This window comes from Bacillus tianshenii, assembly GCA_020524525.2.
GTDB lineage: Bacteria > Bacillota > Bacilli > Bacillales > Bacillaceae_N > Bacillus_AV.
Genome location: CP129018.1, coordinates 24374 through 40454, shown reverse-complemented (window position 1 = coordinate 40454; position 16081 = coordinate 24374). Strand labels below are relative to the sequence as shown.

Genomic DNA, 16081 nt, shown 5'->3' with positions numbered 1-16081 from the left:
ATACTCCATTTATTATGTCAACATAATGCGTTATTTTTTATGTCATAATTACAAGAAAACGTTTGCAATCTATTATTCCAAAGCAAGAAATCCCGCTAGATCAGCGGGATTTTAACTTAATTATAACGAATATTCATGTCTGCCATCTGTTGAGCAAGACGCATATTTGATACTGCTAATTGTGCTAAGGTAACTTCGTCATCAGGCTTAAAGTAACCGTTTTTGTCCGCTGTAATCACACCGAGTGCATTGATTAAAGCAACATCACCAATATGATTGTTGTTAATTTCACTCTTATCTTTCATATCAAGCTTATAAATATCATCATGCTCGGCAACTTTTGCTAAACCAAGAATTCTTCCATACCAAACTGTAAGCTCTTCTCTCGTCATCTTCTCATCAACTGGGAAGTTCTTTCCATTCACTTCGATCAGTTCATTCTCTACAGCAGCTTCCACCATTCCATATAACGGATGTTCTGGTGAGATGTTTTCAAATGTTTGACGCGGGTCTTTATCATAAGAATAACGCTCAAAACGATAGAAGCGTGAGAGAGACTTTGAAAGAACCTTTAATGCTTCACCTTTCGTAATTGCTCGATCAGGATTAAATTTCTCTTGATTCTCTACATCGATAATGCCGCCTTGAATCATAAAGTTCAATTCTTCAGCCGCCCACGGGTGATTCACTGTGAATTCTTTCGGTCCTTCTTGCGGTCCAAATCGGTCTTCTACCTTCTTCCACTTTCCATCTTGGGCATCATAATATTCACGGTGATTCGGCGGAACCAATTCTGAAGCATACACAAGCTTATAATGGTCAACTTTACCTTCTTTCTGAGGTGAATGTTCCGTCATATATTTTAGTTCTGTATCGAGCTTCTCTTTGTAAGCAGCTAATGCTTCCTCACTGCTCACAGCTTTGTCTATCTGAGGCCATTGCTTTACATCTGTAGTATTAACATTAAAGCTTAATAGCTTACCTTCTTTTGATAATGAAACATGAACACCTTGTCCATTAACTACAATCCCATTTTTTACGAGCGGGAAATAAAAGTAATAACTTTCTTGCCCTCCCGGATAATAACGCTCTTCCTCTGTATTAGTTGGATAAGCGACTTCATCAGCATATGAAAATGCATATTCTTTTAAATGTTCGACTGCTTTATTCATTGCATTCCGATAAGAAATTTCAGGTTTGTTGCTTTCTTCTTCCACTTCTTCAAATCGGTCATAGCTAGAAAAGCGGAGCAGCTCTCCGGTATCTTTTGCAAATTCCAAACTGGACCCATGACCAGAATTCCCAAAGCGATACATATAATCAATTGAATAAACCGGCTTTCCGTCTCTACCTTCTCTTTCTATTACTCCTTCAATAACAAGCTTTACGCTGTCTGATTCAGGCTTTAATAATTTTTCTGCTAATTGTTTCGCTTCTTCTTTTGTCATAGGTTGTTCGCGGTCTAATGATTTTTCTGACACCATCTTTAACTCTTCTTCTTCAGGAAGCTCGTCCATAAATTCATTACCGATAAAATAATCTCCGCTTTCAGCATGAACCCCGCGTACAATAGGTGAAGGTACATAAGTTAAGACAGCTTTTGCTTCCTCATTCGGACGAATTTGATGAACTTGATAACGTAATTCCATGTTTAATCCGTCTTTCAAACGTTGCAACGCTTCTCCTTTAGAAAGGATGTCTCCTTTCTTTTCAAACGTCGCTTGCTTCCACATTGTACGATTATGGTATTGTGTTACTTTACCATTACCAAGCACCGTAACATTGACACCTTGCCCTTCAACAGGTACACCGTTTTCCATTTTATCAAAGTAAAAGCGATATTCTACTGGCTCTGTTAATGTTTGATTTTCAAAATAAAAGTCATCTTCTCTATCGGAAATTTCATATGTATGAGTTGAAGTCAGCTTATTTATAAAACCAATTGCAACCTTTTCAGCCTCATCACGTGAAACCTTCGGAGGGAACAATGCATCCTTTTGGTCATCATTATTGTAATAAAAGCTAGTAAGCTCTAAATCTTCACCAACAAAACCAAAGTTACCATGCTCATATTGGTCCGCTTTTATTTCTTTATGAAAATGTAAATCATATTGCGTAATACCTTCATTCTCAGGGAATTGATGACCGATATTAACATCAAAATCTTCTTCTTTAACATCTTTAAATTGCTTCGGAAAAATTTCACGAACCCGCTTGATTAGCTCCGCTTTATCAATTGACTCAACTGCGGCCACTTCAGATGTTGCCATAACATTTACTGGCTTTTGCTCTGTTGTTTCTGCTTGTACAAGCGGTGCTATTCCAAACAACAACGTGGACGACAATGCCACTACCCCTAATTTACGATATTTCACCTAATTCCTCCTATAATTCTATTTTATTCCTACAATAAGAAAGACGAATTAATAAAGGAAAAAGTTTCAATTTTTAAGAGGTTACTTCCAAATGATTCTTTTGAACTAAATTATTGTTTTTCTTGTAACCTCTTTATATCCTGTTACGTCTTTGTATACAAACACCAAGGGAGGAAATTTTGTGAAAAAAACAATCGTATTAGCTTTAAGCAGTTTTTTGGTTCTTCCATCTCTTGCTTCACCTCAACTAGCAGCTGCTGAACGTTCGACTGCTGAAACCATTCAAACAGAAAAGCAAGATAGTCACCTTATGAAAGAAGCCAACATTACAAAAGAGCAAGCAATCAAAATTGCAAAACAAGCGTTTCAAATTCCATCTAATTACAAACAAACACAAGTACAATTTCAAGCTCATGAATTTCGCCAAGCACGAACTACATGGACGATCCACTGGGATAAACAAGAAGAGAAAGCGCATGCATTCATCCGCATAACAGTGGACGCACAAAATGGAAATGTTCTAGCCATCCACTCTTCTCAAAATCAAAGTGAAGATCAGGCATCTTATCCTCCAGAATTAAACCGTACAGAAGCAAAACAAGTGGCTGAACAATATTTAGAAGATACGTTTCCACAAAAGGCGTCACAATTCATTTATGATAATGCAGAAGATGAACATGCAAAGCCGCCGCTTCAAGGCAATGCACTTTATCATTTTACGTTCTACCAAAGTGTGAACGGCATCCCGTTCCAAGAAAACTATGCTCGAATCAGTGTAAATGGAGACGGTGAGATTATTAATTTTAATTATCAATGGCTGAATGATTATTCGTTCCCTAGCAAACAAGACTTACTTTCAAAAGAAGCTGCACTTGCGAGAATAAAAGAAAGCCTGCCTCTCGAATTGCAATATCAGACAATCCACGGAGGAGCAGGCATTCTCCCTCGTAAAGAAAATCAAGAAGGTCAAACAAAGCTTGTCTATGCCCCTGATTCTAATGTGCGCTGGTTTCATGCTAAAAGCGGTGAATGGATAACACGCAGCGGGAAGAGCTTCGAGCCAAATTCAAATAACGAAGCAACGATAACCGAAAGTCCAGCCGGAGAAGCCCCAGCTGAAGGAAAACAGCTGACATCCAAGCAAGCTGAAGAACATGTTAAGAAGCTGATCACTTTACCAACCGAAGCGGCATTAATGGACGTCAATTATGAGGAAAGTGAACATCTTAACGAGCGTGCTGTCTGGCACTTAAGATGGTCTGATAATAATGACAATCCCGCCCTTTGGATTAATGCAACCGTAAATGCGAAAACAGGTGAGTTAATTAATTTCTACCAACACTCAGCTAAAGATAACGAAAAACAAGCAAACAAAATATCAAAAGAAGAAGCGAAAAGCATTGCGATTAAAAAGCTGAAGCAATTTATTCCGTATAAGACTGACAAGCTTGCCTTAACACATGATGAAAGGTTCTATCCATCCCCAAGCGAACAAAACCATTATCGCTTCAGATTGGAACGTATTCATGATGGCGTACCTGTTGTCGAGCAGCAAACAATGATTACGATTTCCGCCGTTAATGGTGAGCTATTAGAATACCATCACAATTGGGAAGATACGACGTTTCCGAGCACAGATGCAGCCGTTTCAGAAGAGCAAGCAAAAGATACTTTCTTTGAACTGTATAATGTAAAGCTGCAGTATGTTCTTACCGAACACCCTTATCAAGAAAATAACGAGACAAAACAAGATGTAATTCCAGTCTATTCTTTAGAAAGAATTCCAACCGATGAACCGATTTATCTTGATGCAGTAGAAGGCGCTTGGATCTCAAGTGATACTGGAAGCCCTTATCAAATAGAAGTAAATGCTGAAGATATCGAAGGTCATTGGGCTGAAAAGGAGCTTCGCTTAATGGTTGAATACCGTGCCCTTCAACCAGATACAGAAGGCAAGATTTACCCTGACAAACCGATTACCAGAGGCGAGATGATTAAGATGCTGATGTTAACTCAAAGACCTGCCCATTACTATCGTGAAATGTCGACAAAATATGCTGAGCAATCGACTTTCAATGATGTTAGTTCGGGATCTCCATACCATGTTTATATTGAAGAAGCTGTTCGCCAAGGCTTGATTGAAGGAAAAGCGGAAGACTTTCACCCTAATGAAAAGGTTTCCCGCGAAGAACTAGCTCTGTTAATTACAAAAGCGCTTGGCTATGACAAGCTAGCTCAAAAGGATGCTCTGTTCAAACTAAGCTTCAAAGATAGTGAAGCAATTAACGAACGCGGTCCTGTTGCAATTATGCAGCACTTAGGCATTATGAATGGTGTGAATGGCTACTTCTACCCTGAAAGAAAAGTTACTCGGGCTGAAGCAGCAAAGTCCTACTACCAATACTTAAAAGAACGCGACAATTACACTCGCAATATGTGGTAAACAGATAAACAAGCGTCTCCTTCATTTGGAGGCGCTTTATTTATGCTTCTTAGCAATTTTAATATTTTTTTCATTCATTTCCGCTTCGATCGCTTGTATAATAGACGATAGTAGTTGCTTGCTTCAGACTTATATACACGTCATTATATAAATGGAAGGTTTTTTGAATGGAAACAATTATAGGAATTCTATTTATTATTTCTGGATTCGTAAATGCTATAGCACCTAAGCTTTCCTGGTATTTGGAAGGTGGGTTTATCTTTAAGAAAGCCAAGCCTCATGACATATCTTTGAAAACACGCCGCTATGTCGGAATTGCAATGATTATTTTTGGGACATACCTTCTTTTCTAATGCCTCAGCCTGGAAAGAATTTTTTAACAAGGATATGGAGGAATAACAGATGAAAAACGCTCAACGTTTACAACTTAAATATTTAGATAAAGCAAACGGAAAAATGGTATGGCATCTTCCGGAAAAAGGAGACCATGCATTTACAGCGGCGGCAAAAGAACCGCTCGCTTCCTTCCTGCCGCCTGAACAGCGCAAACAGGATATTCGCAAAATTCAACAAGCACTAGAACTATTAAAAGAAATTATGGATGACGACGACTTCGATGATGAACGTTCATAACATCCACTATTTGAAAAGGCCGCTACCTCTTAAGAGAGATAGCGGCCTTATTTCTATGGGCGGACACGTTCTTTGAGCCATTCATACATATATGGATTACCGACAACAACAAAGGTGCCTTGTTCATTTTCCAAGCGATGAATTTTTCCACCGGCCTCAGTAATAAGGAGCAGTCCTGCCTCTACATCCCAAGGCTTTACTTTTAATTCCCAATAAGCATCAAATCTTCCGGCTGCAACAAAGCTTAAATCAATGGCCGCACTGCCTGTTCTCCGGACCCCACCTACATTTGTAACCACGGCATTAAAGTTATCTACGTTATTATTCGGATGTTTTGCACGGTCATACGGAAAGCCTGTGGCAACAACTGCTTTTCGTTCATTCTCTACTGTAGAAACGTCTATTTGTTTTCCATTGAGAAACGCACCTTCACCTTTTATAGCTTCAAACATTTCATTCAAGCGAGGTACATAGACAACACCAATAACAGCCTCACCTTTATACTTAACAGCGACTGAAATACAGTAAAGTGGAATGCCGTGAGCAAAATTTGTCGTTCCATCAATCGGGTCGATCACCCACTCAACATCTGCCTTCCCACCAAATTGTCCACTTTCTTCACTTAATATTGCATGATCAGGATAGGTGCTTTTTATTTTGTCGAGCAAATATTCTTCTGTCCACACATCTACCTCTGTTACAAGATCAATTTCAGCTGATTTCTCCTCAATGTTCATCGGTAATTCAAACCTGCGCAGTTGCTCTTCTCCTGCTTCACGAACCCACTTTTTAATATTATCTAAAATGCCTTCATACTTATCCATTTGCCTTCCTCCCTTATATGTGCAAAATTTTAGTCAAAATAGACTAGAGCTATTTTAATAAATTCAACCCTTTGATTCAGCGATGAAATGATGTACACTCCGATATTAAGAGCAACAATCGACCTGTCTTTCAGAAGGAGGGTACCACTGTGTTTCCATTATTTAAAAAAAGAAAAAAGGTTCACGCCCCAACCTTTACCAATCAAGAAATAAAAAAACGAACGAAGCCTAAGAAAAATATCAACATTTCTGTCTCTTCTTTTGTAGCAGATACAAAAGATCCGTGCAATCTTAATGACCAGAAAGAAATGTTAGAATTAGCGCTTTATCTCATAAATAAATACATTCCAAAACCATCCGAGCAGGATGTAGTAACTTTTCTTCATCCAAATGTGCAATCTTTACGAAAAAAGATATTAAATGAATTACATGTGGAAAAACAGCATATCTTGCATGATTTATCAAACCTAAGACATGTTATTCAACGGACAAATGATGAAAAGAAAAAAGAAAAGTATCGTACATTAAAACAAAAAGTAGATGAAACAATCGATCCCTATATCGTAAAACTTAACCGTTATGATGAATTATTTGCAAATGCAGAGACGAAAGATAACGGCTACCAAACCTTTCACAATCTCTTTGAATATCTCGGCAATATTGAAGAAAAAGAAACGCAAGAGAAATAGAGTCTTCCTGCCACGGAACAGGAAGACTCTATTTTATTGATTGACATAACCCGCTCTGATAAAAATTGGCCATCGTATTTCCCGGGCCTCATCTCCCCACAACCGTTCAATTTCATCTTTAATAAATTGAAGTGGGTTTTTCCCTTCCTCCTTCATATACATTTGAGTAGCTGACCAAGTGAACAAATAAGCTAAAAATTGCTGAGCGGTCCATTTAATTTTTATTTCAAAATCAAGTGTTTGGATTTCAGCAAAAGGAAAAGGAAGTGTCTTATACTCTTCATCAATATATTTTCTTTCAGCAGGCCAAAATTTTCCGACTATCTCATAATAATAAACATGTAGAATTTGGTCGATTTCTCGGGAGATTGTACACAACCCATATCCCCACACCACAATGGCTGCATCTTTCTTAGCAACCCGTTGAACTTCCTTATAAAATGCATCAAATTGAAACCAATGTGCTCCTTGGGCCACAGTAACTAAATCCACACTATTTTCAGGCACTCTAAGCTGTTCAACAGGTGAAACAGCATATCGGATATTTGCTCGTTTCTCAGCATATTGAAGTTGCCTCTCACTGATATCAACGGCGATTACTTGTTTAAAGCGCTCTGATAGTGGGACAGCAGCTTGACCGCTCCCTGTAGCACAATCAAGTACAACCTCCTTCTTCTCTACGAATGATGTTATGTAATTAAACAGCTCATCAGGGTATGTTGGCCGATATAATGCATATTCTTGCGATTGAGAAGAGAAATAATTGTTTCTGTCCATCAATGCCCTCCTATCATTCAAAAACACACCTATCATTGTATTCATTCCCCTATCAATCCAGCAATAATCCATTAATAGGGAATACATCCACAATGAATTTCCAGTGGAAAATGATGTACAAAAAGCGGCTTATCCTGTCGAATGATATACACTGAAGGTCTATCATGTCGAAATGTTACATAAAATAAGGGGCTGTATTGTTCAGCCCCTTATTTCCTATGTTAAAGGAGAGAATGTTACATGGTAAACAGCTGGAAAATTCTTTTACTCACAAGTCTGCTCTTATTCTTTCTTACTGCATGTGTTAATAGTAGTGAAGGCAAGCAACAGAACGAATTGATCCAATCCTTACAAACCGACAAATCGCATTATCCTCCTGGCTCAAAAGTAACGTTTACCGCAAAATTTAAGGGTTCTTCTTACGGAAAGATGGAAGTGACGTACAAACACCTTGATAAAACGATAGAAACGAAATCCATTTATATTGACGATAAAACATATCAGTGGACATGGACACCGCCGAAAGAAAATGGTAAAGGTTACCTTGCAATGATTACATACGAAACAAATGATTCTTCTGACAAAAAGACAATTGCTGTTGATGTATCAAAAGATTGGACGCAATTTCCCCGCTATGGATTTTTATCGGACTTTTCACCAAAAAGCAAAGCAGAAATTGATTCTATATTAGACGAGTTAAATCGCTACCACCTTAACGGTATTCAATTTAATAATTGGGCGTATAAGCACCACCAACCGTTGAAGGGCACGGCAAAAAAACCTGATAAACAGTGGAAAAATATCGCAAATCAAAATGTGGCATTGAAAACGATAAAAACATCTATTCAGTCTGCCCAGCTAAGAAATATGAATACAATGGCTAATAACCTGCTTTACGGAGCTGAAAGTCAAGCAAAGAAACAAGGCATTCAAATAAGGTGGCGCCTCTACAGCAACCCTGAAAGAACAGCGTATGCATCACATAACTCACCTGATGATTGGCGAAGTGATCTCTACGTACTGAATCCTTTTCACGAGGGTTGGCAGGATTACATTATTGAGAACCAAAAGCAAGCGATGGATACATTAGGCTTTGATGGATGGCATGTTGATCAACTAGGCGACAAGAGTCCTGTCTATAATTTTGCTGCTACAAAAATAAGTCTTGAGCCTTCTTATGAACCATTTCTGAACAAAGCAAAAGAACAAATTAATAATGACCTAGTCATGAACGCAGTGGATCAATATGGTCAAGAATATATAAGTAAAACGCCCGTCGATTTTCTCTATAGCGAAGTTCAGGACCCTAATAGCAACTACAGTAAGCTCAAACAAATTATTGATGAGAACAACGAACTGACCTATCACCAAAAGAACACAGTCTTAGCTGCTTATATGAACTCCAACCTTTCTAATCGGAAAGGCTCCTTTAACACACCTGGGGTTTTACTTACGAACAGTGTTATATTTGCATCAGGTGGGGCGCATCTAGAGCTTGGTGAACATATGCTATCTAAAGAATACTTCCCGCACAACAAATTAAAAATGGACAAACAACTGAAAGAAAGCCTAATCAACTATTATGACTTTCTCACTGCCTATGAGAACTTATTGCGCGACCGTATGAAAGCATCTGAACTAAAGCTAGTCAACAAAAGTACTACTAAACTTTCACAAAAACCTACAAAAGGAAAAGTGTGGGTATTTTCAAAAGGGAAAGAAAATAAAAAAGTTCTTCACCTTCTCAATTTTACTAATGTAAAGCATATGAACTGGCAGGATACAAACGGGACCCAAACAGAACCAAAAGCACAAAGAAACCTTCCAGTATCATTGAAAGAATCGCTTGATGTCAACAAAATTTGGTATGCTTCTCCTGACTTTAATGGAGGGGCACCTGCCTCATTATCCTTCAAACAAAAGAACAATAAGCTGACCTTCAAAGTCCCGAGACTAAAATATTGGGATATGGTTGTCATTGAATATAAGTAACCATCTGCTCGGAAGCGAACTGCTTCTGAGTTTTTTTATGCTTTAACCTCTTAAAGATAGACAGATGTTAACCGATTTAATAGGTAGGGTTGATACTATTTTTAAGGAGGAAAATATGAAAAAGTTTGTATCTATCATCATTGGCTTTGCACTTCTGCTTCAAACGACTTCCACCGTTTATGCAAGCGAGCCAATTGTCAAAACACAGCAAGTCTATTCGTATGAGCGTTTGACAAAAGATATTCAACAATTACAGAAAGCCTATCCACACCTCATTCAATATCATTCCATTGGTAAAACCCCTTACGGCAGAGACCTTTGGGCTGTAAAGCTTGGAAATGGAAGTTCGACTGTCTTCTTAAACGGGGCTCACCATGCAAGAGAATGGATGACGTCTACCTTGTTAATGAAGATGATGGAACAATACGCCAGTGCATATGAGAACAATGCAACCATCGGAAAATATCCAGCTAAAGAAATTTTAAATGAAACATCGATTTGGTTTGTTCCAATGGTTAATCCTGACGGCGTTACTCTTCAACAATTTGGAGTAAAGGCGTTCCCACAAAACGTTCAAAAACAACTTATTCGCTTAAATGGAGGAAGCACTGACTTCAAACGTTGGAAAGCAAATGCACAAGGCATTGATTTAAACCGTCAATATCCGGCTGACTGGGAAAACATTCGTTATAATAAATCATATCCTGCTTTTTCTCATCACAAAGGAAATAAACCATTACAAACATTAGAAACACAAGCAATACATAAGTTTACAAAGGAAATTAATCCTGAAATTGCTGTCGCCTATCACTCTTCTGGTAGAATCCTATATTGGTATTTTAATAATAAACCTGAAAACTTACAGCGAGACAAGCAACTAGCGCGCACTTTCAAAGATTACACCGATTACACTCTTGTTACCCCACGAATGAATCCATCTGGTGGCGGTTATACAGATTGGTTCATTCAAGAATTTGGACGCCCTGGATTTACCCCTGAAATCAGTTACTATGTAGGTCATACACACGTTCCGCTGTCTGTATTCCCAGAAATTTGGAACCGAAATAAAGAGGTTGGCTTGTGGATAGCTGAAGAAGGGCATAAGCTTTGGTTAGCGAGAAATGGAATAAAAATCAAACAAAAAGAACAGTTATTGCAAAGCTATCAAACGCAGCTAGCTCAATATAAACAAAACCAATTAACCGACGCTGTACTGAACGACACAAAAGAAAAACTATTCAACATTCTTATTGCATTAGAGCAGCTTGAAGAAGCAATTACATTACAAGAAGAGTTCGTTTTAGTCACTAAGCAGTTCGACCAAGAAGTTGAGCGCTTAAATCAACTATATGCACAAGAATTAAATCAAAATGGGCATATTTATATAAACCAAAAGCCAATACAAAATCTTTTATTTGAAAACGGAAATTTATTTCTCCCTGTAAGAGAGTTTGCAAAAGCATATAACTTAAATTTATCCGTTCAACCAAATGGGAAGATGATAACATTAGAAAACCAAAATACTTCCTTGAATATTGAAATTGGAAACACCCTTGCTTATATTAATGAGCAATCAATTGACTTACAGAAGGCTCCAACGCTTTATAATGGACAAACTTATATTCCAGCCCGCTTAGCAAAATGGTTAGGAAGCACACTTACTTGGAAACCAGAAGGCAGAATACTCCTTATAGAATCTAAGACTGAACGTACAGCAAATGAGCTAACAGAACAAACGAACGATACAATGAAAGAGGAGCCTCAAATCCAAACAGAAGAATTAAAAGAAGCAGAGTCGGTCGAGTGATGACCAACTCTGCTTCTCTTTTGTTCTTATACTTCTTCAAAATATTCCTTGTTAAAGCCGCCTACTCGGCCCGTATTATCAACGATGAAATAAAACTCTTCAGTTTCATTTTTCACCTCATATGTTTTGCCGGCTGTCAAAACATTTTCAACCGTATATTTCTTTGCATTTGTATGGAGGCACTTTAATGTCTTAATTGTTTTGCTCTCTTTCCAATTTTGATGAATCATATCGCATGCTCCTTTCCTGTATGTAGATCTGTTTTTATTTTGTTTTCAAGTATACCATATTCTAACTCATTCACTCTATAATCTAAAAAGAAAAACTCTTGCCTAAACAACTAGACAAGAGCTTGTTATTGTTACACTTTAAAGACATGTACAGCTTCACGTAGCTCAACTGACATCTTCGATAATTCATGTGCTGCTGCTGCAATTTCCTGCATAGCAGCGTTTTCTTGTTCAGTTGATGCTGCAACACTTTGCACATGGTCTACCGAATTCTCCGATACCTCTAACATATCTTTAAAATCATGCACGAGATATTGAATATCTTCGTTGATCTTTTCAATTACTTGGGTTACTGATAACGTTTGTTCATGAACCTGAGCAACAGCTTGATGAATGTGTTCGAACGAATCATCTGTTTGATCCGCATACGTTTTGCCGTTATGAACTGATTCATTGTTATCATCCATAGCTTTCACAATGCTTGATGTCTCAGAGGTAATTTCATCTGTTAAAGCGCGAATTTGTTGAGCAGCACCTGCAGATTGTTCGGCCAGTTTTCTTACTTCATTCGCAACAACTGCAAAGCCTTTCCCATGCTCCCCTGCTCGAGCTGCCTCTATTGATGCGTTCAGCGCTAATAAATTTGTCTGCTCAGCAATATCAGAAATGAGCACAACCATTTTCCCGATGTTGGTTGACTTATCATTCAATGAATGAAGAGCTTCTGTGATGGAATCTGTCTTAGCAAGAATCACATCCATTTGATTCACAACTTTAGCTACGATCTCTCGGCCATTTCCTGCAACTGTGGTTGTATCAGAAACGACTTGGTTAACATTTTTAATATTTTCATTAATATGCTGCATCTCATTTGAAATGTGATCGACATGTTCGCCTGAATCTTTCGTTCTTTCATTTTGCTTTTCAATACCTGTTGAAATCTCTTGAATCGACTCACTAATTTGTTCGTTTGCTTTGCTGACTTCTTCACTGCTTGCTGTTAATTCTTCGGAAGTTGCTGCAACACGATCAGAGGAATTTGCTATTCCTTTTAGCATGCCTTTGAGATGATCAGCCATGGCATTGATCGCTTTTGCTAACTGACCAAGCTCATCACTTCGATTTGATTTAATGTTAATCGTCAGGTTCCCACTCGCAAATTCAGTTATATTCTTTACGATGTCGTCAATTGCTTTAGTAATCCGACGTCCAAAAACTAGCGCAATACTTACGCTTACCACTGCAGCAATTAAGCCAACTACAAGCATAATCAAGAAATTCTTGTCACCGTTTTTCTCTATTTTATCTGTAAGGCTTATAATTTCTGCATTCTTTTTGTTTGCCATTTCCTTTGAAAAAAGCACGAGCGTACGAGAACCTTCCCCTAAGATCGGCTTTGAAACAGCTGCTGCTTCAGCAATTTGGCCGTTATCAATAAGAGAAAACACCTCTTTATCAATCGCTTCTTCCCAAGCTAAAAAGTTGTTCTCAAATTCCTTGAAATCTGAACTTTCCCCATCAAGCTCTTTCACTTTTTCAATTGCTGCATGTGCTTGTTTACGAATTTCATAATGGTTATCTCGCATTAAATCGTCTTGATAGAGCATGTAGCCACGCACAGCTGCATTTGCACGTACAACATGAAAGGCAATGTCATTGTATGCGGCCATTACTTCTTCCTCAACATTAATATGTTCTAAAGAACGATTCGTCTCGTTCGTGTTAATAAGACCAATGATAATAACAATTGCTAAAAAAGCTGTCATCGTAAAGAAGCTGAGGTTTAACTTCTTTCGAATGCTAAGGTTGCGAATCATCCGAACTCCCCCTTTTTACATTTTTCGACTATTACAAAAGCCTCTCTCATGAAAATAATACTATACTTGTGTAACATTTCTACATTATTTTATATTTTTTAACAAAATAGTTGCTTATTTTACTTATAATGGATCTGAAAAAGCCAGCAGTGCTGGCTTTATGTTATGCAAGACTTAGCGAAGGTAATAATCGATCAATTTCTACAGCTGGAACAGGCTTACTTATAAAATACCCTTGCAGTAGATGACATTCACTTTCTTTAAGCAATTCCAACTGTTCGATTGTTTCTACACCTTCTGCAATGACATCTAATTTCAGATGTTCAGATAGGGAAATAATTGTACGTACAATAAGAAGCGACTTTACATCCTTCATCATGTCATCAATAAATAGGCGGTCAATTTTCAAGAAATCTATCGGAAGTTGTTTCAAATATGATAAAGAGCTATACCCAGTTCCGAAATCATCAATTGCAAGCTTAAGCCCTAACGTCTTCAAATCCTTTAGAATAGGAATAAATCGTTTATAATCCATGGATAAACTCTCTGTTATTTCAAGAGTAAGGTTTTCCGCAGGAATGGACGTTTCTTCAATAATCGTCTTTACCTCATCTACAAAATCATCGTGTACTAATTGACGAAGAGAAAGATTAACAGATAGCTTGAGTTCTTCATACCCTTTCCTCCGCCACTTTTGCAGCTGCTCACATGATTTCCTTAAAACCCATAACCCAATCGTTTCAATTAATCCTGTTTGTTCGGCGGTTGGAATGAATTTATCAGGTGGGATATATCCGATCTCTGGATGATTCCAACGCAACAATGCTTCTACACCAACAATTTTATTCGTCTTTGAATGATACTGTGGCTGAAAATGAAGCTCGAACTCATCCTTTTCTAATGCCTCATAAAGGTAGCTTTCAAGAATAAGTTCATCATAATTTCTCATATTTAACTCAGGCTTGTAAAAGGCACAACGTCTATTCGTATCTTTTGCAGCATTCAACGCAGCTTCTGCATGATTAATTAATACATTAGCTGTCATTCCATCTTGCGGGTAGTAGGAAACACCAGCATGAAGGTTGATATAAAACGTATGACTGCCAATATCAAGCGGAGCACGAAAGAGTGTGGAAATATCATCAATGATTTGTCTGACGTTTTCTTTCGCTTGGTGAGGATAGAGAATGAAAACAAATTCATCAGAGCCAAAGCGTGAAAGAATTCCCTTATGGTTAAAATGACATGCAATCTTTTCTGCCACTTGCTGAATAACCAAATCTCCATATTCATATCCGAAAGAATCGTTCAATTTCTTAAACCGTTCAATATCAAGGTATAAGACAGTAAGGTTCTTCACATTTTCGTTATCGAGCATTTCTTGAAGAAGTTGCTTCGTGTAGGTACGATTCGGCAGATTAGTAAGGCTATCATAATAATTCAATTGTTTATGGTTTTCCCCTGAAGATTTTCCCTTTAATTTTAAACCTTTTGAACTGATATTTGATAACGCTCCAATTGCCGTAGACAGTGTCTGCTTAAAGCTTTGCTTCGTTTCGTTATTTACGCCCATTCAACTTCCCACCTCTTCATAAGAAAATGAAATTACCTGTCGTACCTGACTTTCCCTTTATCCTTCCTGAACTTTCACCACTACTTTCACAACATAATTGGCTTGGTTTGTTTGAAGCTCAAAGCTTCCTTTCCAATATTCAACCCGCTTCCTTACAATTAATAATTCTTCGTTCAATTCATTCTTTTCTATCGCAGATGCTTCATCCATTAGAAAAACGACTTCAATCTGGTGATCGCGAAATGCAATTTCTATATTACAAGCTCTCACATCTTTGCGAACAACGAGAGACTCTAATACATCGTGGCAAACTTGATAAAGAAAAGCATCCAGTTCTACTTTCAGCTCTGTAGCAATTCCTTTTACCTCAAGGTTAATCTCTTTCTGATGCTCATCATTGATTTTTCGAATAAGTGAACGTAATGTTGCTAGAAACCCAAGGTCTTCAAGCATTAAAGGGTAGATTTCGAATGAGAGATTCCGAACCTTTCCTAGGATCCCATCCATCACAACCTCTATTTCTTGTAAGGAAGATTGTACTTGTGGGTCATCAGGCAAGTTCCGCATCATTTTAATACGTAATAATAAGCTATAGATCGATTGAGCAATATCATGATAAAGCTCATCTGAAAATCGTTGCTTCTCTGCTGCTGTTATCTTCATCATTTCCTTTAATTCATATTGAATTGGATCTCCTGTATTTTCAATTTGAATATGTTCTAATTCATTTGCCATTTGTTTAAATATATTTGACAATTCCTCTGAATAGGATTGAATGGTATCTATCAATTGCTTATTTAATGAGTTTTTCATATTAAACCCTCCGGAGATTTAGATATGATGTTCTTGTTATTAACTATTATGGATATTTTTCCAGATAATTTGTATCGGGGGAATCCCTATAAAATAAATTACCTGCTA

The 16081-nt window shown here is 37.7% G+C and carries 13 protein-coding genes; 6 read left to right on the top strand and 7 right to left on the bottom strand.

What is annotated here, in order from left to right; translation table 11 throughout:
• Window positions 1–116: 116 nt before the first annotated feature.
• The gene (locus tag LC040_00165) at window positions 117–2375 is read right to left on the bottom strand and encodes an S-layer homology domain-containing protein (GenBank protein ID WLR51354.1); all 2259 of its coding nucleotides are present in this window, start codon (window positions 2373–2375) and stop codon (window positions 117–119) included.
• 181 nt (window positions 2376–2556) lie between these two features.
• On the opposite strand from LC040_00165, the gene LC040_00160 reads away from it, so the two are divergent.
• The 3 genes from LC040_00160 to LC040_00150 all read left to right on the top strand — a co-directional run bounded on the left by LC040_00160 (window position 2557) and on the right by LC040_00150 (window position 5451).
• Window positions 2557–4818: an S-layer homology domain-containing protein gene (locus LC040_00160; protein WLR51353.1), complete on the top strand. Its 2262-nt coding sequence runs from the start codon at window positions 2557–2559 to the stop codon at window positions 4816–4818.
• 167 nt (window positions 4819–4985) lie between these two features.
• Complete coding sequence (locus LC040_00155) at window positions 4986–5171, top strand: hypothetical protein (GenBank protein ID WLR51352.1); 186 nt, start codon at window positions 4986–4988, stop codon at window positions 5169–5171.
• A 49-nt stretch (window positions 5172–5220) separates the two neighbouring features.
• Entirely contained in the window at window positions 5221–5451 is a 231-nt protein-coding gene (locus LC040_00150; protein ID WLR51351.1) for a hypothetical protein, read from the top strand.
• A 53-nt stretch (window positions 5452–5504) separates the two neighbouring features.
• Here LC040_00150 and LC040_00145 read toward each other — a convergent pair whose 3' ends face one another.
• On the bottom strand, window positions 5505–6275 hold the full coding sequence (locus tag LC040_00145; protein ID WLR51350.1) for an inositol monophosphatase family protein: 771 nt from the start codon (window positions 6273–6275) through the stop codon (window positions 5505–5507).
• A gap of 149 nt (window positions 6276–6424) precedes the next feature.
• Between LC040_00145 and LC040_00140 the strand changes: the two genes are divergently transcribed.
• Entirely contained in the window at window positions 6425–6964 is a 540-nt protein-coding gene (locus LC040_00140) for a hypothetical protein (protein WLR51349.1), read from the top strand.
• 33 nt (window positions 6965–6997) lie between these two features.
• On the opposite strand, the gene LC040_00135 is transcribed toward LC040_00140, so the two are convergent.
• Complete coding sequence (locus LC040_00135) at window positions 6998–7741, bottom strand: class I SAM-dependent methyltransferase (GenBank protein ID WLR51348.1); 744 nt, start codon at window positions 7739–7741, stop codon at window positions 6998–7000.
• A 240-nt stretch (window positions 7742–7981) separates the two neighbouring features.
• Here LC040_00135 and LC040_00130 point away from each other — a divergent pair, with 240 nt between their 5' ends.
• Together LC040_00130 and LC040_00125 are read left to right on the top strand one after the other, a co-directional pair.
• On the top strand, window positions 7982–9733 hold the full coding sequence (locus LC040_00130) for a glycoside hydrolase family 66 protein (protein ID WLR51347.1): 1752 nt from the start codon (window positions 7982–7984) through the stop codon (window positions 9731–9733).
• Between the two features lie 115 nt (window positions 9734–9848).
• Window positions 9849–11540: a M14 family zinc carboxypeptidase gene (locus tag LC040_00125; protein ID WLR51346.1), complete on the top strand. Its 1692-nt coding sequence runs from the start codon at window positions 9849–9851 to the stop codon at window positions 11538–11540.
• 26 nt (window positions 11541–11566) lie between these two features.
• Here the strand turns inward: LC040_00125 and LC040_00120 are convergent, their stop codons facing one another.
• The 4 genes from LC040_00120 to LC040_00105 all read right to left on the bottom strand — a co-directional run bounded on the left by LC040_00120 (window position 11567) and on the right by LC040_00105 (window position 15973).
• Window positions 11567–11770: a DUF6501 family protein gene (locus LC040_00120; protein WLR51345.1), complete on the bottom strand. Its 204-nt coding sequence runs from the start codon at window positions 11768–11770 to the stop codon at window positions 11567–11569.
• A 131-nt stretch (window positions 11771–11901) separates the two neighbouring features.
• Window positions 11902–13587, bottom strand: coding sequence for a methyl-accepting chemotaxis protein (locus tag LC040_00115; protein ID WLR51344.1), 1686 nt, complete (start codon window positions 13585–13587; stop codon window positions 11902–11904).
• A gap of 163 nt (window positions 13588–13750) precedes the next feature.
• Window positions 13751–15160 (bottom strand): bifunctional diguanylate cyclase/phosphodiesterase, encoded by a 1410-nt coding sequence (locus LC040_00110; GenBank protein WLR51343.1) that lies wholly within the window; start codon window positions 15158–15160, stop codon window positions 13751–13753.
• A gap of 57 nt (window positions 15161–15217) precedes the next feature.
• A complete protein-coding gene (locus LC040_00105) occupies window positions 15218–15973 on the bottom strand; it encodes a histidine kinase (protein WLR51342.1) in 756 nt (251 codons plus the stop codon).
• Between the last annotated feature and the right edge of the window lie 108 nt (window positions 15974–16081).

What these genes read in the sequence shown, in the direction of transcription:
- LC040_00105 (WLR51342.1), bottom strand. Translation starts at nt 15,973, where the DNA reads ATGAAAAACTCATTAAATAAGCAATTGATAGATACCATTCAATCCTAT.
- LC040_00130 (WLR51347.1), top strand. Translation starts at nt 7,982, where the DNA reads ATGGTAAACAGCTGGAAAATTCTTTTACTCACAAGTCTGCTCTTATTC.
- LC040_00150 (WLR51351.1), top strand. Translation starts at nt 5,221, where the DNA reads ATGAAAAACGCTCAACGTTTACAACTTAAATATTTAGATAAAGCAAAC.
- LC040_00115 (WLR51344.1), bottom strand. Translation starts at nt 13,587, where the DNA reads ATGATTCGCAACCTTAGCATTCGAAAGAAGTTAAACCTCAGCTTCTTT.
- LC040_00110 (WLR51343.1), bottom strand. Translation starts at nt 15,160, where the DNA reads ATGGGCGTAAATAACGAAACGAAGCAAAGCTTTAAGCAGACACTGTCT.
- LC040_00135 (WLR51348.1), bottom strand. Translation starts at nt 7,741, where the DNA reads ATGGACAGAAACAATTATTTCTCTTCTCAATCGCAAGAATATGCATTA.
- LC040_00120 (WLR51345.1), bottom strand. Translation starts at nt 11,770, where the DNA reads ATGATTCATCAAAATTGGAAAGAGAGCAAAACAATTAAGACATTAAAG.
- LC040_00125 (WLR51346.1), top strand. Translation starts at nt 9,849, where the DNA reads ATGAAAAAGTTTGTATCTATCATCATTGGCTTTGCACTTCTGCTTCAA.
- LC040_00145 (WLR51350.1), bottom strand. Translation starts at nt 6,275, where the DNA reads ATGGATAAGTATGAAGGCATTTTAGATAATATTAAAAAGTGGGTTCGT.
- LC040_00155 (WLR51352.1), top strand. Translation starts at nt 4,986, where the DNA reads ATGGAAACAATTATAGGAATTCTATTTATTATTTCTGGATTCGTAAAT.